General features: G+C 40.9%; 15 protein-coding genes. 11 read left to right on the forward strand and 4 right to left on the reverse strand.

Features of this window, described 5'->3' with window-relative positions; translation table 11 throughout:
- Nucleotides 1-17 precede the first annotated feature (17 nt).
- The 5 genes from MKX72_RS05360 (at nucleotide 18) to MKX72_RS05380 (ending at nucleotide 5,745) form a co-directional block, all read left to right on the forward strand.
- Entirely contained in the window at nucleotides 18-3,830 is a 3,813-nt protein-coding gene (locus tag MKX72_RS05360; protein WP_155008397.1) for an Ig-like domain-containing protein, read from the forward strand.
- A 184-nt stretch (nucleotides 3,831-4,014) separates the two neighbouring features.
- Nucleotides 4,015-4,857, forward strand: coding sequence for an aldo/keto reductase (locus MKX72_RS05365; protein WP_080963421.1), 843 nt, complete (start codon nucleotides 4,015-4,017; stop codon nucleotides 4,855-4,857).
- A gap of 93 nt (nucleotides 4,858-4,950) precedes the next feature.
- Nucleotides 4,951-5,127 carry a hypothetical protein gene (locus MKX72_RS05370; RefSeq protein WP_165573266.1) on the forward strand — a complete coding sequence of 59 codons (177 nt, stop codon included), beginning with the start codon at nucleotides 4,951-4,953 and terminating at the stop codon, nucleotides 5,125-5,127.
- Nucleotides 5,128-5,324: 197 nt separating this feature from the next.
- Nucleotides 5,325-5,492: a Fur-regulated basic protein FbpA gene (locus MKX72_RS05375; RefSeq protein WP_016766442.1), complete on the forward strand. Its 168-nt coding sequence runs from the start codon at nucleotides 5,325-5,327 to the stop codon at nucleotides 5,490-5,492.
- A gap of 49 nt (nucleotides 5,493-5,541) precedes the next feature.
- Nucleotides 5,542-5,745 (forward strand): IDEAL domain-containing protein, encoded by a 204-nt coding sequence (locus tag MKX72_RS05380; protein ID WP_016766443.1) that lies wholly within the window; start codon nucleotides 5,542-5,544, stop codon nucleotides 5,743-5,745.
- Nucleotides 5,746-6,273: 528 nt separating this feature from the next.
- Here the strand turns inward: MKX72_RS05380 and MKX72_RS05385 are convergent.
- The 4 genes from MKX72_RS05385 to MKX72_RS05400 form a co-directional block, all read right to left on the reverse strand.
- Nucleotides 6,274-7,629 (reverse strand): arsenic transporter, encoded by a 1,356-nt coding sequence (locus MKX72_RS05385; RefSeq protein ID WP_033578244.1) that lies wholly within the window; start codon nucleotides 7,627-7,629, stop codon nucleotides 6,274-6,276.
- Between the two features lie 483 nt (nucleotides 7,630-8,112).
- Nucleotides 8,113-9,222: an o-succinylbenzoate synthase gene (menC, locus tag MKX72_RS05390; RefSeq protein WP_155008396.1), complete on the reverse strand. Its 1,110-nt coding sequence runs from the start codon at nucleotides 9,220-9,222 to the stop codon at nucleotides 8,113-8,115.
- Complete coding sequence (locus tag MKX72_RS05395; RefSeq protein ID WP_155008395.1) at nucleotides 9,219-10,046, reverse strand: GNAT family N-acetyltransferase; 828 nt, start codon at nucleotides 10,044-10,046, stop codon at nucleotides 9,219-9,221. The genes menC and MKX72_RS05395 overlap by 4 nt, the downstream gene beginning before the upstream one ends.
- A 26-nt stretch (nucleotides 10,047-10,072) precedes the next feature.
- Nucleotides 10,073-10,879 carry a MurR/RpiR family transcriptional regulator gene (locus MKX72_RS05400; RefSeq protein WP_155008394.1) on the reverse strand — a complete coding sequence of 269 codons (807 nt, stop codon included), beginning with the start codon at nucleotides 10,877-10,879 and terminating at the stop codon, nucleotides 10,073-10,075.
- Nucleotides 10,880-11,070: 191 nt separating this feature from the next.
- On the opposite strand from MKX72_RS05400, the gene MKX72_RS05405 reads away from it, so the two are divergent.
- The 6 genes from MKX72_RS05405 to MKX72_RS05430 all read left to right on the forward strand — a co-directional run bounded on the left by MKX72_RS05405 (nucleotide 11,071) and on the right by MKX72_RS05430 (nucleotide 20,458).
- A complete protein-coding gene (locus tag MKX72_RS05405) occupies nucleotides 11,071-12,441 on the forward strand; it encodes a sigma-54 interaction domain-containing protein (RefSeq protein WP_028407737.1) in 1,371 nt (456 codons plus the stop codon).
- 73 nt (nucleotides 12,442-12,514) lie between these two features.
- Nucleotides 12,515-13,831, forward strand: a complete 1,317-nt coding sequence (locus tag MKX72_RS05410) for an aspartate aminotransferase family protein (RefSeq protein WP_155008393.1) — start codon at nucleotides 12,515-12,517, stop codon at nucleotides 13,829-13,831.
- 63 nt (nucleotides 13,832-13,894) lie between these two features.
- The gene (locus MKX72_RS05415) at nucleotides 13,895-15,301 is read left to right on the forward strand and encodes a sodium:solute symporter (protein ID WP_033578249.1); all 1,407 of its coding nucleotides are present in this window, start codon (nucleotides 13,895-13,897) and stop codon (nucleotides 15,299-15,301) included.
- Between the two features lie 130 nt (nucleotides 15,302-15,431).
- The gene (locus MKX72_RS05420) at nucleotides 15,432-16,769 is read left to right on the forward strand and encodes an MFS transporter (RefSeq protein ID WP_155008392.1); all 1,338 of its coding nucleotides are present in this window, start codon (nucleotides 15,432-15,434) and stop codon (nucleotides 16,767-16,769) included.
- A 319-nt stretch (nucleotides 16,770-17,088) separates the two neighbouring features.
- On the forward strand, nucleotides 17,089-20,118 hold the full coding sequence (locus MKX72_RS05425) for an efflux RND transporter permease subunit (RefSeq protein WP_155008391.1): 3,030 nt from the start codon (nucleotides 17,089-17,091) through the stop codon (nucleotides 20,116-20,118).
- A 166-nt stretch (nucleotides 20,119-20,284) separates the two neighbouring features.
- Entirely contained in the window at nucleotides 20,285-20,458 is a 174-nt protein-coding gene (locus MKX72_RS05430) for a hypothetical protein (protein WP_182028386.1), read from the forward strand.
- Nucleotides 20,459-20,523 lie beyond the last annotated feature (65 nt).

The raw sequence follows: 20,523 nt of genomic DNA on the forward strand, positions 1-20,523 counted from the left end.
GAAAATGGGGGAACAAGATGAGAAAGTTAACGGCATTAGCTTTAGTACTAAGCGTACTGCTGTTTCAATTCACGCCGCTTGCTAGCGTGAAAGCTGAAACGGTAGAACCAGTTGTGTCTGTAAAATTAGTAAACTATTTAGGAGATCAGCATGCAATTACAATTAAGCCGTCTTATTTATACACTATTAAAAACTCGGATTTGGTCTTAAATGCAAATACAGAGTATACGGTAACCGCAACAACTCAAGGTGTCACTTTAAAACAAGGAAGCACTGTCTTAGGTGAATTTACAAGCTTTGAAATTACACCGTCTCTTTATAAAAATCCCGTATCTATTAACGGCAGACAGTACTTAGGTGACGTGGCGTTTACAAATGAAAAGGGAACGTATGTCAGACCTGTTAATACGCTCCCGATTGAAGACTATTTAAAAGGCGTTGTGCCAAATGAAGTCTATACATCTTGGAATCTGCAAGCTTTAAAAACTCAGGCGGTAGCAGCAAGAACATACGCAATGAGCTATGCAGGAAAAGTAATCAATGACACGGTAAGCTATCAAGTGTACGGTGGCTATACGTGGTATGACAGTACAAACCAAGCAGTAGATCAGACATTCGGACAAGTAGTCACCTACAACAATAAATTAATCAATGCCGTTTTCTCATCAAGCAACGGCGGAAGAACCGAATCAAACAGCAACGCTTGGGGAGGAACTCAGCTTTCTTATTTCCCGGTGAAAGAAGATCCATACGATAAGCAGACGCCGTGGACGTTAGCTATTCAAAAAACGCAAATTGATTTAACAGGAAAAGATTTAGCTAACTATAGCGCTTGGTGGAATACGGTTTCTGAAAAAGATAAAACCGTTACAGATAATTTGAAGTCATGGTTAGTAGCCAATAAGCATCCTGGTAAAACGATTAAAATTACGTCTATTCCAAAGGTGAGTTTTTATGCTCCTTCATCAGGAGGTCGTGTGACTAAAGGTGCAATTACAGTGGACTACCTCGTTAAAGGAGATGTAGACAGTTCGCAAAAACTAGTGGTTCATCATTTGGAATTAAAAGATTTAACATCGACGAAGCTAAAATCAATGTTAAACAGCCGTGCGATGCTTAGTCTGCTTGTAACGGAAACAAATGAAACAAGCACATCAACAACTTTTAATGGTAAAGGAAATGGACACGGTGTTGGAATGAGTCAATACGGTGCTCAAAAAATGGCAAGCCTAGGCAAAGACTATCGTGAAATTTTAGATTTTTATTATCCAACGACTACTCTTTTAAGTTTTTATACAACAAAATATCCGCGAAAAGAGCAGGAGCAAGAACCACCGAAAGATACGGTTGCACCTGATGCACCTTCAGTTAATGCATTAGGAGATAACCAAACATCGCTTACGGGCGTGACAGAACCAAATGCTTCTGTTATTGCAAAAGTGGAAAATGAAGTAATTGGAACGGGTCTTGCTGATGAAACTGGAAAATTTGCAATTACGATTGCCAAGCAGCCAGCAGATACAAAAGTGTCTGTAACGTCTAAAGATGCAGCTGAAAATGAAAGCACGGCTACAGTAGTGAGCGTAACGGATCAAACGCCGCCTTCTGTTCCAATTGTAAATGAAGTAAGTGACCAAGATACGACCGTAACAGGCGTAACAGAAGCAAACGCCGTCGTGACGGTAAAAGCAGGCGATGCAACGTTCTCTGCAGTAGCGGATGGTAACGGTACATTTACTGTTTCAATTCCAGTACAAATAGGCGGAACAACAATAGCGGTAAGTGCAAAAGATAAAGCAGGAAACGAAAGCCAAGCGCCTTCTTTTGCGGTTAAATCTACGTTAAAAGCACCGCTTGCACCCAAAGTAAATGAAGTAAGTGATCAAGACACAATGATCAAAGGAACGGCTGAAGCAAATGCGACGGTCATCGTTAAAAACGGAAGTCTTCAGCTTGCAGCAGGCAACGCAGATGCCAAAGGAAATTACAGCATCTCGATTGCGAAACAAAAAGCAGGAAGCACGCTGTACGTGACGGTTCAAAATGCAGGTGGAACAAGTTCAGCCGCTGCGGTGACCGTACAGGATAAAACGGCACCAGCTACGCCAAAAGTAAATGCAGTAAGTGATCAAGATACAAAAGTTACAGGTGCAGCAGAAGCAAATTCTACAGTTACGGTAAAAGTAGGAACTACAACTGTAGGAACGGCTAAAGCAGGTGCAAATGGAGCGTTTTCTGTTTCCATTTCTCATCAAAAAGCGAATACAAAGCTAAGCGTACAAGCAAAAGATGCAGCAGGAAATAGCAGTACTGTATCGACTGTAACTGTTACGGCAAAGCAAAAAGCTCCGCTCAAACCGACAGTGAATGAAGTGAGTGATCGAAGCACAGCCGTTACGGGTACCGCAGAAGCAAATGCAACGGTTGTCATTAAAAACGGAAGTCTTCAGCTTGCAGCTGGTAAAGCAGATGCTAAAGGAAATTACAGCATCTCGATTGCGAAACAAAAAGCAGGAAGCACCCTGTCTGTAACGGCTGGAAACACAGCGGGCGTGAGTCCAGTTGTAACTGTAACCGTGCAGGATAAAACAGCACCCGTTACACCAAAAGTGAACGCTGTAAGCAATCAAGATACAGTCGTAACGGGAAGCACAGAAGCGGGCGCGGAAGTGCATGTGAAAATTGATAAAAAAGTAATTGGCAAAGGAAATGCGAAATCGGATGGAACGTTCAGCATCATCATTCCAAAGCAGCCTGCTGCTACAAAATTAGCTGTTATTGCAAAAGATGCAGCTAATAACTATAGCTCCAATGCGTTTGTAACGGTTAGTGTCGTACAGACAAAACCAGCGCTTCCAACCGTTAATACGCTTACTGAAAAAAGTACAGCAGTAACGGGAACAGGAGAAAAAAATGCGTCCATTTATATTAAAGTAGGCGGAAAAATTATTGCAAGTGGGAAAATTGATGAAAACGGCAAGTTCAGCGTGAAAATTCCTGCTCAAAAAGCAGGAACAGAAGTGACGGCGGTACTGCAAAATAAAGTAGGATACAGTCCGTATAAAATTGTAAAAGTACAAGATACAACGCCGCCGGCACCTCCGGCAGTTGATGCCGTTACGTCTTTGTCCACATTTATCTCGGGAAAAACAGAAGCAAATGCCGTGATTACGATTAAAAGCGGTACAAAGCTAATCGCGTCAGGCAAAGCAGATACTAAAGGGCAATTTAAAGTAACGATTCCAAAACAAACAGCAGGCGTAAAGCTGGCTGTTACAGCAAAAGATGCAGCCAATAACTACAGCTCCAATACGTTTGTAACGGTTAGTGCCGTACAGACAAAACCAGCGCTTCCAACCGTTGCTACGCTTACTGAAAAAAGTACAGCTGTAACGGGAACAGGAGAAAAAAATGCGTCTATTTATATTAAAGTAGGCGGAAAGATTATTGCGAGTGGAAAAATTGATGGAAACGGCAAGTTCAGCGTAAAAATTCCTGCTCAAAAAGCAGGAACAGAAGTGACGGCAGTTCTGCAAAATAAAGTAGGATACAGTCCGTATAAAATTGTAAAAGTACAAGACACAACCCCGCCGGCACCTCCGGCAGTGAATGCCGTTACGTCTTTGTCCACGTTTCTCTCTGGAAAAACGGAAGCAAATGCTGTGATTACGATTAAAAGCGGTACAAAAGTAATCGGATCAGGCAAAGCAGATAGCAAAGGACAGTTTAAAGTAACGATTCCAAAACAAAAAGCAGGCGTAAAACTGGCTGTGACGGCAAAAGATGCCGCTGGAAATACAAGTTCAGCAGTCAATATAAATGTTAAATAAAAACAAAAAAGAATTCTCTGCGGAGGATTCTTTTTTTTAGTGATTTTTAAGTGGGATAAAAGGTTACTAAAAAGTTACCTTAGAACTTTGAAGTGCCTAACTTACTTTAAAGTGGGTTCTATCTTTTTCTTTTTTTCTGTTTCATAATAACAAATGTAAAGAAATTAGCAGGGGGTTTTTTATAATGAGTAATCATTTGCAAGATACAGTAACACTTCACAACGGAGTCAAAATGCCTTGGCTTGGATTAGGTGTATTTAAAGTAGAAGAAGGGCCTGAATTAGTGAACGCCGTGAAAACAGCTATCGTCAAAGGCTATCGCAGCATCGATACGGCAGCTATTTATGAAAATGAAGAAGGTGTAGGAGAAGGAATTCGCCAAGGTCTGAAAGAAGCAGGTCTTTCACGCGAAGACATTTTTGTTACATCAAAAGTTTGGAACGCAGATTTAGGCTATGAAGAGACGCTAGCTGCTTACGAAACAAGCTTACAAAAGCTTGGCTTAGAATATTTAGATCTATACTTAATTCACTGGCCGGTAGAAGGCAAGTATAAAGAAGCGTGGAAAGCATTAGAAACGCTGTATAAAGAAGAAAAAGTAAGAGCTGTGGGCGTAAGTAATTTTCAAATTCATCATTTAGAAGACTTAATGAAAGATGGAGAGGTTAAGCCTGTTATTAACCAAGTTGAGTATCATCCTCGTTTGACGCAAAAAGAGCTGCATGCTTTTTGTCAAAAGCACGATATTCAGCTAGAAGCATGGTCTCCGCTTATGCAAGGAGAATTGCTAGATAACGATGTGTTAAAAGAAATTGCTGAAAAACACGGCAAATCAGTTGCTCAAATTATTCTGCGATGGGATCTGCAAAACGGAGTTGTAACGATTCCAAAATCAACAAAAGAGCATCGTATTGTTGAAAATTCATCGCTATTCGATTTTGAATTGGATACTGAAGACGTAAGTAAAATTAATGAATTAAACCAAAATCACCGAGTAGGTCCAGATCCGGACAACTTTGATTTTTAATAGAAGAACTAAGAGGCTGGGAGAAACGTATTTTAGCCCAAGTGAAAAACGCACCATTGATCAACAAGTTTGATTAGTGGTTCGTTTTTTTTTATGGTGAATACAGCTTCATCTGTTTCGTCCTTCCAGCGGTTGATTGAAGGGCAAGGCGAAGACTCCTGCGGGAAAAGCGGGACAGATGAGACCCCGCAGGAGCGTAAGCGACGAGGAGGCTCAGCGCCCGCCTGCGGAAAGCGAAGCCTTGCATGGAAATCAACGGCGGTGTCATAAGCGGTTCAGCTCATATATCTCATTTGTTCGTCTTTAGGTTGGATTCAGTTAGTTATGTCTCGGCCTCTTCTTATGCATTATTACATAAATTTAACATTTTCTTCACAGTGAGCTAAAGGACGGGCCGTATCATAAAGAAAGGTCGTGAAAGATAGAGAAATCATTTCATTTTTAAGTGTAAAATAGGCGGTGTAACGATGACAAAACAAGCTTACTCTCACATACAATGTAAAAAAACATCAATGATTGATTTATTGCTGGATGCAGGGGTTTATAAAAAAGGAAATAAGCAGCTATACGAGCTTACGCTTCAAGAACTAGAATCAGAATACGAAGCTGTTGCACAGCAGCGCATATCTCAATGAAATTTTGATACATTGCTAGAATTTGTTATAATAGAGGAAAGGATAGGAGTTGATTTATATCGAAAAGCACCCGACAGACTCGCAGCCCATCCGTATGGATATCCTCGATTCTATATTTGCTAAAATGGTATTAAATAAGGCTATCCGAGATTTTAGAAGAGATCAAATTTTACGTGAAGTCGATCAAACATTAGAAGAAAGAAACAAAGAGAAATTTTTTCAATTAATTGAAGAATTAAAATCAATTTCGTAAAGAGCGTTCGCGCGATAGAATTTGATTTTATCATTTTAGCATATAAAAACAGGTAAGAAGCGGCATGCTTAGTTACCTGTTTTTTTGTCGTTTTATTGTAAAACAAGGCCTTACATAAGAAGTGCACCTTGCTAGTAAACAGACAAAAAGAGCAAGTCTAATGTACTCACTCTTTTCAGAAAGGTATGGGTGTTACTGAGAAAATGAATGTCACTCTCTAAATGTTGCGTGTGGGGTTTAGAAAGTTCTATGCATCTGCATATTTTCTACTTCATTCGCTCTATGTATTGTTAAAGTAACAATATAACCATATCTTATCACATGAAGGAAATTCGATTCAATATATTTATTGATTTTCTTTTTAAATTGTTCTAAATAATTAGTGAATGTAAAAAATTGTTTTTATTGGGTGAATGTGTATCTATGAAAAAACAATAGAAAAATCTAGTGGGTTTTTATGGGAGACATTTGTTTATTTCTGACGGACTGTAAGCTTCAAAAGAGTACAATCCGTCCTGTAAATCAGTATTAAGAAAAAATGAGCTGAACCCAGTAGAATAGGAGGAAAAGAGTAACGATCGTGGTAAGCGGGATAACAATAAGTGATACTTTTAAATAATCTTTCCATTTTACCTTGATATGATTTTCTTTTAAAATATGCATCCAAATAAGAGAAGCCAGTGTTCCAATCGGCAATAAAAGCGAGCCCATATCACTTCCAATAATATTAGCAAGATAAATGGTTTTAAGAGTAATAGGATCGAGCCCCATTTCAGTCAGGGTAATGGTTCCAACCATCAGGGCAGGGTGATTGTTAAACAAGTTAGAGAGAATAGAAACAAGTCCTCCCATGATAAAGCTTGCTTCAAAAAGTCCTCGATTTACGATTGGTTCGCAAACTTTTACAAGCAGCTCCGTTAACCCTACGTTATGCAGTCCGTAAATAATAACGTACATCGAAAAGGCAAAAACAAAAATGTGCCACGGCGTTTTCTTTAAAATATCAATCGGGTTTGTACGTAAGTGATACCATCTCCAAACAAGCAAGATCAGTGAGCCGAGTACAGCAACCAATTCGATTGGTATGCCGAAATAAGAGGCGACAAATAGGAGACAGCGCATAACAAACACAAATAATAAAACTTTCAGCATAAATTGTGTGCGTTTACGTTTTGTTTCAACAGAAATGCTTCCTTTTAAGGGGTGAAACTGTTTCGTAAAGAAACTTTCTTCTATATCTTTTGAAGCATGCGGCAGTTTTTTTGGCAAATGGCGTTTTACGACCGTATACATGAGCCAAGACATAAATAATAAACCAAGTGTCGCCGGTACAAACATCATCGCCGTGTGCATATAAAGCGACATATGAACAATTTTTAAGGCAATCAAATTGACAATATTACTTACACCTATAGGCGCGCTGGAAGCGGTAGCAATAAGCGCTCCACTTAAAAGGTAGGGGATCTGCTGGTGGGGTTTTAGCTGAAGGTTTTTCAAAAGTAGAATTAAAATTGGAGTGGTAATTAAAATACTGCCGTCATTATTAAATAGTAAAGTCATTAAAAAGCAAAGCAACTGAATGTACCAATATAATCGGTACCCTGAGCCTTTGGATAAACTCACTAGTCGTGCAGCTGCCCAGTGGAAGAATCCAAAACTTTCTAATATGACGGCCATGACAATGGTGGCAATAATGGTGATAGAAGCGCCGCTTATCTTTGCAAAAATATCAACAATGTCTGATTTGGATACAATCCCTGTAAGCAGGATAATGGCTGCTCCTATGGCTGCCGGCCATGCTTCGTTGATGCCGTTTGGCCTCCAAAAAATGACGAGCATTGTCATTGTAAACACGAAAATGGCAATTCCAATTTCAATATTCATCAGTATGCTCCTTTCTTCTAAAATTTGTAATGAATATACCCTTGCATGTCCCTTACACTCTATTTATATTCATTTATTACTAGAAGGATTGTGCATAAGACCATTTTTGCTAATATGTTTGTTTATCTTGCCAAGGCACGTATCATCTCGGGAGAGGAGCCTATAAAAAGACTAGATCAATCAAAGACGAACAAATGTGATAAATGAGCTAGTAGGATCGCTTGTTACGCCGCTGTTGATTTCCGTGCAAGACTTCGCTTTCCGCGGGCGGTCGATGAGCCTCCTCGTCGCATACGCTCCTGCGGGGTCTCATCTGTTCCGCTTTTCCCGCAGGAGTCTTCGTCTTGCCCTCCAATCCACCGCTAGAAGCCACTACATACATGAAACCTACGTTCACGTTTATCATCACAATAAAAAGATCCGAACCATTCATCGTTCGGATCTTTCTTCAACTAACATACTTTTGGTCCAGGATCTTCAAGGTTAGCAAGTATAGGTTTTTTCGTGTAAAGTTAACGCTTGTATCTGGTCACGGTCAGGTTCATAGCCAATGCCTGGTGTATCGGGAACGGAAATAATGCCGTTGTCGACCGTGATTTCCGGATGAACAATATCACGCGGCCAGTATTTAGAGGATGCGGCCGTATCTCCGGGAAGTGTAAAATTAGCAAGTGTGGTAATGGCAATATTATGTGCTCGCCCTACACCTGATTCGAGCATACCGCCGCACCATACGGGCACACCGTGAGTTTGACAAAGGTCATGAATTTTTTTGGCTTCGGTTAGTCCGCCTACGCGTCCAATTTTAATATTAATAATTTGCGTGCTTCCAAGTTTAATAGCTTTTCGAACGTCTTCAGCTGAATGAATGCTTTCATCTAAGCAAATAGGGGTGCGCATGCGGGCCTGCAGTTCAGCGTGATCAATTAAATCATCATGAGCTAACGGCTGTTCAATCATCATTAAATCAAACTCGTCAAGCTGAGCAAGGTGATCAGCATCTGCAAGCGTATAAGCAGAGTTCGCATCAACCATCAGCGGAATAGAAGGGAACTCGTTTCGAACGGCGCGCGTCAAGTTAAGATCCCAGCCCGGCTTAATTTTAATTTTGATTCGCTTATATCCTTCATTCAAGCCGGCTTCAATTTTTCGAAGCGTTTCGTCAATCGTAGGCTGAATGCCAACGCTGAGACCAACTTCAATTTGACTTTTACTGCCTCCTAGCGCTTTAGATAGAGAGAGGTTTTGCCTGCGCGCATACAAATCCCAAACAGCGCCTTCTAACGCCGCTTTTGCCATGTAATTGCCGCGAATATGAGCAAAGCGTTGGGATACTTCGTCAGGATGCTGAATGTCTTTCTGTTGAAGCAAAGGAATTAAAAAATCCTCCATAATGTGCCAGTTTGTTTTAAGCGTTTCTTCTTTATAAAAAGGGTCCGCGCACGCTACGGATTCGGCCCAGCCGGATCGTCCGTCTTCGTCTTGAATTTCTACTAAAATAAAATCTCGATCCACTTCTTTTCCAAGACTTGTCGTAAACGGATGAAGTAAATCCATTTTTAAATGCCGTAAAATGACGTGTTTTATCTTCATTTTTGCACCTCTTTTTTCGTTAAGATGTAAAAATGAACGGGCGCGCTGCTTTCTGGATGCTTCATAAAACCTGTTACTTGGAATCCTTTTGCAAAACACGTTTGAAATACGTATCTTGTACGCATCCGCCAGTCCAATGCAAGAGAAGGAGAGCCTTCTTTCATTTGCTGAAAAGCAGCTGGAATAGCTACAGCTACAACCTCATCATTTAACAGTTTTTCATCAATATTTGTAACAGAAGGAAACCCTTCATCCGTTAACGTCCATTGAGTAAGCGATGCCTCCATTATTTGATCTGGCGTATAGGGAGGCTGAGCTCGTGTTGTATCTTCTGCGGATGCCCATTCTACAACGAATCGATCAGAAGGCAAGTCAGCATTTAACGGATCATTCATGTCTCCGTAGCAGTTTTCAATATACGTAGAACAAACGGCTCCAAGCTTTCCAATATTTAAATACCCGTTGGCACTTTCTAAAGGATCATACGTCCAGCTGATATATGAATAACCCTTTTTTTTACTTTCCTGGCGCTGCGCATGCTTAAGTTTGGCACCGATACCCATGCTACGATAGGCAGAGTCAACTGCTAATATATGAGAACATAAGTAGACGCACGTTCCGTCAAACCCGGGGAAACTATATTGAAAGCCAATCAGCTTTTCATCTAGAAACGCACCGAGCACAAGACCTCCGTTTTTAACAGCGGTCAAAGTTTGGTGAACAGGCGTTGCTTCTTCTTCTCCCCAGACGCGGCTTTCTAATGCGCGTACGTCTTCTAGTTCATTGGTTGTTGTAAGTGAACGAATCGTTAAGGCTTCAGTCATATGTTTACTTCCTTTCTTTTAATCATTTATTCTAAAAAGATGCCTTGCTCGGTATAGAGCTTTTCCAAGCTTTCTTGTCTTTTTCCAGCCGTTTTTTCATCTCTTTTTTGCATGCTGCTAATGACAATTTGAGACAGGGCAAGAAGCGATAAAATATGTTCGGTTGTTCCGGCTAAAAGCGTGATATCAGCGATTTGACCTACCGGAGACAGACGGCGGTCTGTAATGGCAATGACTTTCGCTCCTTGTTTTTTAGCCTGCTGAGCTACTTCGAGCGCTTCTTTTGTATAGCGCGGCAGTGAAAATACAACAACCGTTGATGCGCTTGTGAGATTGCATAGCGTTTCAAGCAAAAATCCAGTTGGAAAAGATAAAAGAACATGATTGCGAAGCTGATTCATTTTATAATACAGCCAGTAGGCTGCCGTATGAGATTCACGGAAACCTGCGATATACACTTGATCACTTTTGATAAGCGCATCTACAGCTTGAGATAAATCCTTTTCATCAACAGGGGAAAGCCATTCATCGAAAATTTTCTTTTCTTCCGCTGCGGAATAAGCTGCAGGCTTGCTAGCTGCTTCTTTTGATTCGGCAGAAGAAAGCCATTCTTTTCGCATTAGCTCCTGCAAATCGGAAAAACCATTTAACCCAAGTGCGTAAGCTAGACGAATAACGGTTGTTTCACTGACACCTGCTTCTTTGCCAATTTGCCCGGCCGTGTACAACGAGCCTTTTTCCATAAAATTGACGAGAAACTCCGCCACTTTTTTTTGACCGCGAGAAAGGTCAGGGAATTTATGTTTAATTAATTCTTGAAATGATGGATTCATATAGCCTCCTAAAAAAAAGAAGTTATAACTTCATAAAAATATATTAATGCATTTTTAACTTCATTTCAATTACTGTTTCAAAATAAAAAGAAGCCCTCGTGATATAATAAATTGATTATTCGAAAATAAATGACATTATTCAAAAACGAATTGTATTTTATTCAAAAATGAATAGAAAGCGGGGAGCATACATGAATTCAGAATGGAATGAAAATCAGTGGATCCTTCATTCATTAAAAGATGATTTGCTTGTGACGGATGAAAAAGGCATCATTGTCCGAATACATGAAGGAACGGGAAACATTTACGATGTAAAAGCTGAAAAACTGCTCGGAAAGTCTGTGTATGAACTTGAAAAACAAGGACTGTTTACCCCAATCGTTACCCCAATTGTGCTTGAAACAAAGAAGAAAATTACGCTTGTACAAACAACTAAACAAGGCAAGCAGGTGCTCGTCACGGGCATTCCAGTCAAAGATGAAAAAGGAGAGATTAAAAGAATCGTCAGCTATTCTCATGATGTGACGGAGCTTATGGAAATGAAAACATATCTTGATGCGATGGAAGGCGAAATGCAGCGTGTAAAGAGCGAGCTTATGCTGCTGCGGAACCAAAATCTATCAACAGAAGGAATTGTATGCAACAGCGATAAAATGCAGCACGTTCTTCGTACGGCCGTTCACGTTTCGAACGTAGACGTAAATATTTTACTTTTAGGGCAGTCCGGAGTAGGGAAAACGCATTTAGCCAAGCTGATACATAACAAAAGTACAAGAAGCAAAGGGCCGTTTATTGAAGTGAACTGCGGAGCGATTCCAGACCATTTATTTGAAGCGGAACTGTTTGGATATGAAGCAGGGGCTTTTACGGGTGCATCGAAAAACGGAAAGGTGGGACTGGTCGAATTAGCAGACGGGGGCACGCTTTTTTTAGATGAAGTGGGAGAGCTGTCACCGGCGCATCAAGTGAAAATTTTAAAGCTCATTCAAGAAAAACAGTTTTATTCCGTTGGAGGAAGAAAGCCCAAAACCGTGGACTTTCGCTTAATTGCAGCGACGAACAAAGATTTAGAAAAAGCCGTTGCTGAAAAAGAATTTCGAGAAGATTTGTATTTTCGTTTAAGCGTTGTACCGATTACCATTCCATCTTTGAACGAGCGTCCTGAAGATATTTTTCCGCTGCTCACACATTTTGCCGAGCAGTTTGAAAAGAAATACAACCGAAAAAGAACGTTTGATAATGCGGTTATTCACGCACTGCTTGCACATGAGTGGAAAGGAAACGTACGAGAGTTAATCAATGTGATTGAACACGCGGTGGTTGTGTCTTCACAAACGCTGATTACAATGGAGCATTTGCCGCATTCTCTGCATAGGAAAAAACGGATTCAACACGTTGAAGAACATGGGGAAATGAAGCTTAATGACGCGTTAAACGAGCTGGAAAAAGAGATATTAGTAAGAGCAAAAAAACAGTATAAAACGACAACAGAAATAGGTGAAGCACTCGGAATCAGTCAGCCTTCAGTTGTTAGAAAATTAAAAAAACATTCTGTTTTTTAACGTCTTTGGCACGCTCTTTGCATGTAAAACAAGTACAAACACATTACTTGATAGATTGCGAGGAGGAAGTCAGATGACGCAGGCATCACTTACACAGTTAATGAACAGTTTACCGGATTTACTAGCACCAAGCATGGCGAAAGATCATCCTAATTTACCGGTGGTAAAAGCAGAGGGCTGCTACTACTACGGAGCGGACGGAAAAACGTATTTAGATTTTACATCAGGTATTGCAACAGCGAATACAGGTCATCGTCACCCTAAAGTTGTACAAGCGATTAAAGATAGCGTTGATCATCTTATGCACGGCCCGTCAGGTGTGATTATGTACAAATCTATTTTACAGCTTGCTGAAGAATTAAAAACAGTATTGCCAAGAGGCCTGGACTGCTTTTTCTTTGCTAACAGCGGAACTGAAGCAATAGAAGGAGCGTTAAAGCTAGCAAAATACGTGACGCAAAGACCTTATACGGTTTCGTTTATGGGCTGCTTTCACGGCCGTTCTCTCGGAGCGCTTAGCGTGACGACATCAAAAAGCAAATACCGGAAATTTCTTCAGCCATCGGGCTTAACGTATCAAGTGCCTTATGCAGACGTGACTCAGTGTCCAAAAGGAGAAGATCCGGAAATCTACTGCGTGGAAAAGTTAGAAAAAGATTTTGACACCTTGTTTAAGCATCAAGTAACGCCGGAAGAAGTAGCGTGCATGATTGTAGAGCCGGTTCTTGGAGAAGGCGGCTACGTGATCCCGCCAAAAGCATGGCTGCAAAAAATAAGAGAAGTGTGTGACAGACACGGCATTCTGCTTATTTTTGACGAAGTGCAAACCGGCTTTGGACGTACCGGCGAGTGGTTTGCAGCTCAAACGTTTGACGTGACGCCTGACATTATGGCAATCGCAAAAGGCATAGCATCAGGACTTCCGCTAAGTGCTACCGTAGCTTCCAAACAGCTCATGGAAAAGTGGCCGATTGGTACACATGGAACAACTTTTGGAGGCAATCCCATTGCTTGTTCAGCAGCACTTGCGACCATAGACGTACTAAAAGAAGAAAAGCTAATTGAAAACTCAAAAGCAATGGGGAAATATGCAGCGGATCAGCTTCAGCATTTGAAAGCGAAGCATGAAGTGATCGGAAGCATTCGTTCAGTAGGACTAATGATTGGAATTGAAATTATTAATCCGAAAACAAAGCAAGGTGACGGAAATCTTCTTCTTGAGATTTTAGACAAATGTTTGGAAAAAGGGGTGCTGTTTTACCTTTGCGGAAATAGCGGAGAAGTGATTCGAATGATTCCTCCTTTAACGATTAAAAAAGAAGAAATTGACGCCGGGCTTCGCGTGTTAGACGAAGCATTGACAGAAATCACAAGTCTTCACGTGATCTAAAGCTTTAAGAAGCTCTTTGTTTCAACGAAAGATAGATTGACCCATAATAAGGAGGAATCTGTTATGAACGGACTGGATATGACGGTTATGTTTGTCTATTTTGGCGTATTGGTTGTAGCGGGTATCATTGGCTCGTTAAAAGCAAAGTCATCAGAAGATTTTATTTTAGCCGGGCGAAACCTAGGGATGTTTATGTATTTAGGATGTTTGTCTGCCGTTATTTTAGGCGGGGCGTCAACGATTGGAACGGCTCAGCTTGGCTACGAGCACGGGCTGTCTGGCATTTGGTTCGTGACGATGATTGGACTTGGAATCATTACGCTTGGCACGATTTTTATTAAGCGGATTTCGTCGTTGAAAGTGACTACTATTAGTGAGCTGCTAGGAAAAAGATATAACGCTCAAGCGCAAATTATCAGCGCCGTTGTTGCCGCTATTTATACACTCATGGTATCGGTCACTCAAGTGATTGGAATGGGAACGATCATTCATGCATTGCTTGGATGGAACATGACGGCCTCGATGCTAATTGGCGGTTCGATTGTTTTGTTCTATACGATTTTAGGCGGAATGTGGAGCGTAACGGTTACTGATATTATTCAATTTGTTGTGATGACGGTGGCGATTTTTGGATTTATGCTTCCGATGAGTGTATCAGAAGCAGGAGGTTTCAAAGCCCTTACCGGAGATTTACCATCATCGTATTTTGATTTTTCATCGATTGGATACGGTCAAATTTTTCAGTATTTCCTTCTATATACGCTTGGTATGGCAGTTTCTCAAGATATTTGGCAGCGAGTATTTACGGCGCGAACAGAAAAAATTGCGCGAAACGGCTCTATTTTTGCAGGGGTGTACAGCATTGCCTACGCAATTGCGGGAAGTGTAATTGGAATGTGTGCGTATTTGCTGCTGCCAAACGCAGAAAGCAGTCAAAGCATTTTTGCGACGCTTGCGATTCAAATTCTGCCTCAAGGGTTATTAGGTCTCGTACTTGCAGGCGTTTGTTCGGCGCTGATGTCAACTGCTTCAGGAACGCTGCTTGCGTCTTCTACGCTGATTAGTAATGATATCATTAAAAAAGTGTGGCTTAAAAATATTTCAGAGAAAAACTATTTAGTTTTAACCCGTGTGAATACACTTATTGTCGGCGTGCTTGCTATTATTTTTGCTCTTTGGATTCAAGACGTGCTTGTTGCTTTAGACGTTGCGTATGCCATTTTATCAGGAGCGATCTTTGTTCCGTTTGTTGTCTCGCTGTTTTGGAAAGACATTCATCCAAAAGCCGGAGTTTCAGCGATTGTTGTCAGTACGCTAGTAGTACTTGGAGGTCTATTGATTGAAGGACTTTCTTCTACTACGCCAATTCTATACGGCATTTCAAGCAGCATCATTGTAATGGCTGGGTTTGCGGTTATGGCTCGAAACAAAGAACTGTCTGATCAAGAAAAGGTTCAAGAAGATATGTGAATAAGGGGGTAAAAAGCTTCTCATAGTAAAGTGAGAAGCTTTTTAGCATTTTGTATGCATAAGTATAGACAACAAACGCCAAGGAGGAGTACACTAGACGCTCAGATTATAGAGATAAGGAGATTGGTACATGAAAAGCAGAACGTCCGTAATGGTTAGTATTGTGCTGGCAATGCTAGTGGCTTCGCTTGATTCAACGATTATGAATACGACGATGCCCGTTATTGCAAAAGAGCTTGGAAGATTTGATTTGTACGCGTGGTCGTTTGCTTCGTACATGATTGCAAGTACGATTTTATCTCCGGTAGCGGGAAGATTATCGGATTTATTTGGCCGCAAAAAAGTATTTGGGTTTGGAATTATTGCTTTTTTAATTGGTTCGATGCTTTGCGGAGTGGCAAATACGATGATTCAGCTTGTTCTTTTCCGTGCGGTTCAAGGAATAGGAGCCGGGTTTATGGTGGCCTTTCCCGCTATTATTGCCGGAGACTTATTTCCAGTGGAGAAACGAGGGAAAATTCAGGCGCTCTTTACAACGATGTGGGGATTATCAGCTGTGTTAGCACCGCTTTTAGGCGCTTTTTTTGTGGATTATTTAACGTGGAGATGGATTTTCTTTATTAATTTACCGGTATGTATCGTCGCGTTTCTAGCGTTAATGCCGTATCAAGAAAGCTATGAGCCGAAAAGAGCAAAAGTCGATTACATCGGCGCTATTTTGTTTGGAGCGGGCGTTACCTCACTGCTGCTCGTAACAGTAGTGGAACAAAACCGAATTGTGTATGCAGTCGTTGGACTTATTTTATTAGTGATTTTTTATCTCCATGAACGAAAACATGTTTCTCCGATTGTACCGCTGTCTATGTTCCAAAACAAAACGCTGTCATGGATTAATATCAATGCGTTTATTGGAACAGTAGCTTTATTCGGAACGTCAAGCTACATTCCGTTATTTTTGCAGCGAGTAGCGCATTTGTCACTGTTTATGAGCGGAGTAGCGCTGTTAGGAACAGCGGTCGGCTGGATGTCTGTATCTGTGCCTGCGGGTAAATGGATTTTAAAACACGGCTACAGAAAGCTGTTGCTAATTGGAAATGTACTGCTGGTTGGCTCGGGAACACTTCTGATGATGTTAAATGAAAGTCACGGCTTCTTTTATGTGTTTTGCGTCATGATTGTACAAGGACTATCGTTTGGACTGCTTTCTACGGTTGGAGTCATTGGTGTACAGCAATTAGTAGGAGGACATGAAAGAGGTATTTCAACGTCATTTTTTATGTTTTGCCGAAACATGGGAACAGCAATCGGCGTTACGATTATGGGTGCGTTGCTGACTTCAGGCGGAAGCTTTATGGCAGGCATTCATCACTTGTTTTTATTTGGCTTTGCCGGAAGCATCGTGGCGTTATTAACGTCGTTAAAGATTCAAAACGATACGGAAACAAAGCACAATCGAGCTGCTAGTTGAGGGAATTTATGCTAAATATGTTTATTTCATAAAAAAACGGGAATAAACCAAATAAGGTCATAGAATTGCCTGAGAAATCGTAGGCATATTCTTCTTCTTCTTTCACTTACTACATGTGGGACGCCGGGTATCGGCGTCTTTTTTTGTGCTGTAAAGAAGCTGCTTATATTATCCATAAGTAATCTCGTTCAAATAATGGGACTTTTTACAAAAATAAGTCTTTAAATGGTAAGTAACATTAGGTATAATTTAGTGGTTATTTAGCATATTTTAGAAATGTTTGACTGAGTTTGTACGAAAAAGTGAAAGGGGATATTTCATGTCATGGCTCACCAAATGGTCGTTCAAAAATAAAGCGGCTATTACCATTATGTCTATTTTAATTTTAGCTTTAGGAGTCATTAGTTATTTTACACTTCCGATGGAGTTCCTGCCGACCGCTGATCAGCCTCAAGTGTCAGTAGTAGTTATGGGGCAAGGAACGGATGCAGACTCGATGGAAAAACAAGTGACGTCACCGATTGAAGAAGCGGTAGCCGGTGTTAAAGGAAAAAGTAACGTGTATTCAACAACGGGAGACGGCTATTCGAAAATTGATATTTCTTTTGAATCGAAAACGGATATGAAAGAAGCAAAAACAAACGTCCAAGAAGCGCTGTCTTCGGTGCAGCTTCCAGCCAGCGTATCAAAACCTAATGTTATTCAATTAAATACCTCTATGATTCCCATCGCAGATATTTCACTCACATTTAAAGAAGGATTAACAAGAGACAATCTGGATCTTGCAGAGAAAAAACTGATCCCTAAATATAAAGACATTAAAGGCATTGCCAGTGTTCAAACATATGGAACAGCGGATTCCTACGTGTCTATTAAAGTGGACAATAAAAAATTGTCACAAAAGAACGTGACGATTGATAAAGTCATCAGCGTGTTAGAAGGAAAAAACACGTCGCTTGCAGTTGGAGAAAAAGTCATTAATAACAAGTCGAGCAATATCAACGTAACAGGTAAAGTTGACAGCTTGGACAAAGTGAAAAAGCTGCCGGTTACACAGGGTGTAACGCTAGGCGACCTTGCAAAAGTAGAAGTGAAAAAGCCTGAAGGCGTCGTGACGCATATTAACGGAAAAGATGCACTTTTACTTATTGTGACAAAAGACAGCCACTCAAACGCCGTTAGCATTACAAAAGAAGTAAAAAAACTGTCTCAGCAAATTAGCAAAGACTATAACGATGTGAATGCTTCTATATTTTTTGCAACAGGGGACAGCGTACAAAACTCTGTTCATTCCATGATGAAAGAAGTGTTGCTAGGTGCACTTTTTGCGACTGTTGTCATCATGCTGTTTTTACGCAGCGTTCGCTCTACGTTTATCACAATTGTATCCATTCCTTTATCGCTTTGCTTTACGCTTTTCTTATTATCCAAATCAGGCGTCACGCTTAATATTTTAACGCTTGGAGGAGTAGCGGTAGCAATTGGGAGATTAGTAGATGATAGCATTGTTGTGATTGAAAACATCTTCCGGAAAATGCAAAAAGAAAAGTTTTCGCTTGGGCTTATTATTGATGCCACAAAAGAAGTAGGCTCTGCTATTACCGCTTCTACGTTAACGACAGTAGCCGTCTTTTTACCAATCGGCCTTGTAAACGGAGGGCTTCAGGACTTTATGCTTCCGTTTGCTCTAACGCTGACGTATTCACTGCTATCTTCATTAATTGTGGCACTTACGGTTGTACCGTTAATGAGCGCGGGATTATTAAAAAATGAAAAACTTCGCAAGCACAAGCAGCCGGTTCGTTTTACAAAAGTCATTACGTGGTCGCTTAATCATAAATGGGTTGTGCTGCTCCTTTCGCTGCTTTTATTTGTCGGATCTATTGGCGCGTACACAATGATGCCTAAAGGAGCGGTGGATAATTCTTCATCTGATTTTGTAGGCACAACGTTAAGCTATCCAAATAATACGCCAATTAAAACCGTAGAAGAAAAATCACTGCAGCTTGAACGCTATATTTTAGCTCAAAAAGAAGTGAAAGAAGTATACATGCAGCTTGGTAATACGGCCGAAGGAGCCAAGTGGGGAGACGTTGGTTCGCCTACTGAAGCTACGTATACGATTATCGTAAAAGACAGTGGAAACACGGATTCGCTAATGAAACGAATCCAAAATCAAAAGAAACTCTATGACGGAGGAGATCTTAGCGTAAGTGCAGCTTCACTAATGGGAGCGTCCACTACTTCCATTACCGTTGATGTAATTGGAAACGACATGAAAAAGTTAGAAAAAACAGCAAGCAGCATTAAGAAAGAAATCAGCGATATAAAAGGAGTAGATAAAGTTTCTACGAACCAAGACGAAAAGAAAACGATTTACTCTCTAGACGTAGATCCAACAAAAGCAAACACGCAGCAAGTAGCGCAGCAGCTTGGCGTTATGCTGAATAAAACGCCGATTGGAGCGATAGATTTAGAAGGCAAGCAAGCAAACGTACTTCTTGAATCTGTCTTAAATCCAACGTCACCAAAAGAGTTAAAAGATATTTCTATTATGACAGAGACAGGACCGTCACCTGTTTCAAAAGTGGCTTCGCTAACGCAAGCTGAAAAGCCAACAAATCAGTTTCATAAAAATGGAGACCCATATATTCAAGTAACAGCGGATGTCAATCCAGAAAAGCTTTCAGAGATTAATAAAAACATCCAAACAGCGATTTTTGGAGACGGTAAGAGTAAAGGGTTATCCATTTCAAAAGATGTTGACGTTGTAATCGGCGGAGCAAGCACGCAGCAAGGAGAAGATTTCTCTGACTTGTTTATTACGATGCTCGTGTCGATCGGTATTGTGTTCTTAATTATGGTGATTACGTTTAAAACGATCCGCACGCCGTTTGCGATTTTATTTTCGCTTCCGCTTGCTGCCATCGGTGCCGTTTTAGGATTATTAATCAGCCGTATCCCAGTAGACGTAACGGCTTTACTTGGAGCATTAATGCTGATTGGTATTGTTGTAACCAACGCCATTGTACTATTAGACCGTGTGAAGCAAAATGAAAAGAAAATGATTATGCGCGATGCCATTGTTGAAGCAGCCGCTACGCGTATGCGTCCAATTGTTATGACGTCTGCTGCTACGATTTGTGCAATGCTGCCGCTTTTATTTAAACAAAGCGAAAGCGGCAGCCTCGTTTCTCAAAGTTTAGCAGTCGTTGTAATCGGAGGATTGGCGGTTGCAACTCTTCTTACGCTTGTAGTCATTCCAGTTGTGTATGAACTGCTTCATTTTAGAAAATCGAAAAAGCAAAGAATACAGCAAAAACAGCAGGAAGACGTAACGCCGCTATAGTGTTTAAAAGAGGTTAGGACATAAGTAATTTAGTTGAAGGAAGAGGCTGGGACAAAAGGATTTTAGACAAAGTGAAAACCGAACCATTAATCAAGATGTTTGATTCGTGGTTCGGTTTTTTTGTTAGGGTAAACATAGGTTTCATGTGTATGAGTCTTTCTAGCAGTTGATTGGAGGGCAAGGCGAAGACTCCTGCGGGAAAAGTGGAACAGGTGAGACCCCGCAGGAGCATATGCGACGAGGAGGCTCAGCGGCCGCCCGCGGAAAGCGAAGCCTTGCACGGAAATCAACTGCGGTGTCACAAGCGGCTCAGCTCATTCTCTCATTTGTTTGTCTTTAGCTGGAATTGATTTGGTTACGTTCCAGCCTCTTTTTTATGAAACTTTTTGACTAGTCAAACGTATA

The sequence above is a fragment of the Priestia sp. FSL R5-0597 genome, from assembly GCF_038006305.1.
GTDB lineage: Bacteria > Bacillota > Bacilli > Bacillales > Bacillaceae_H > Priestia > Priestia zanthoxyli.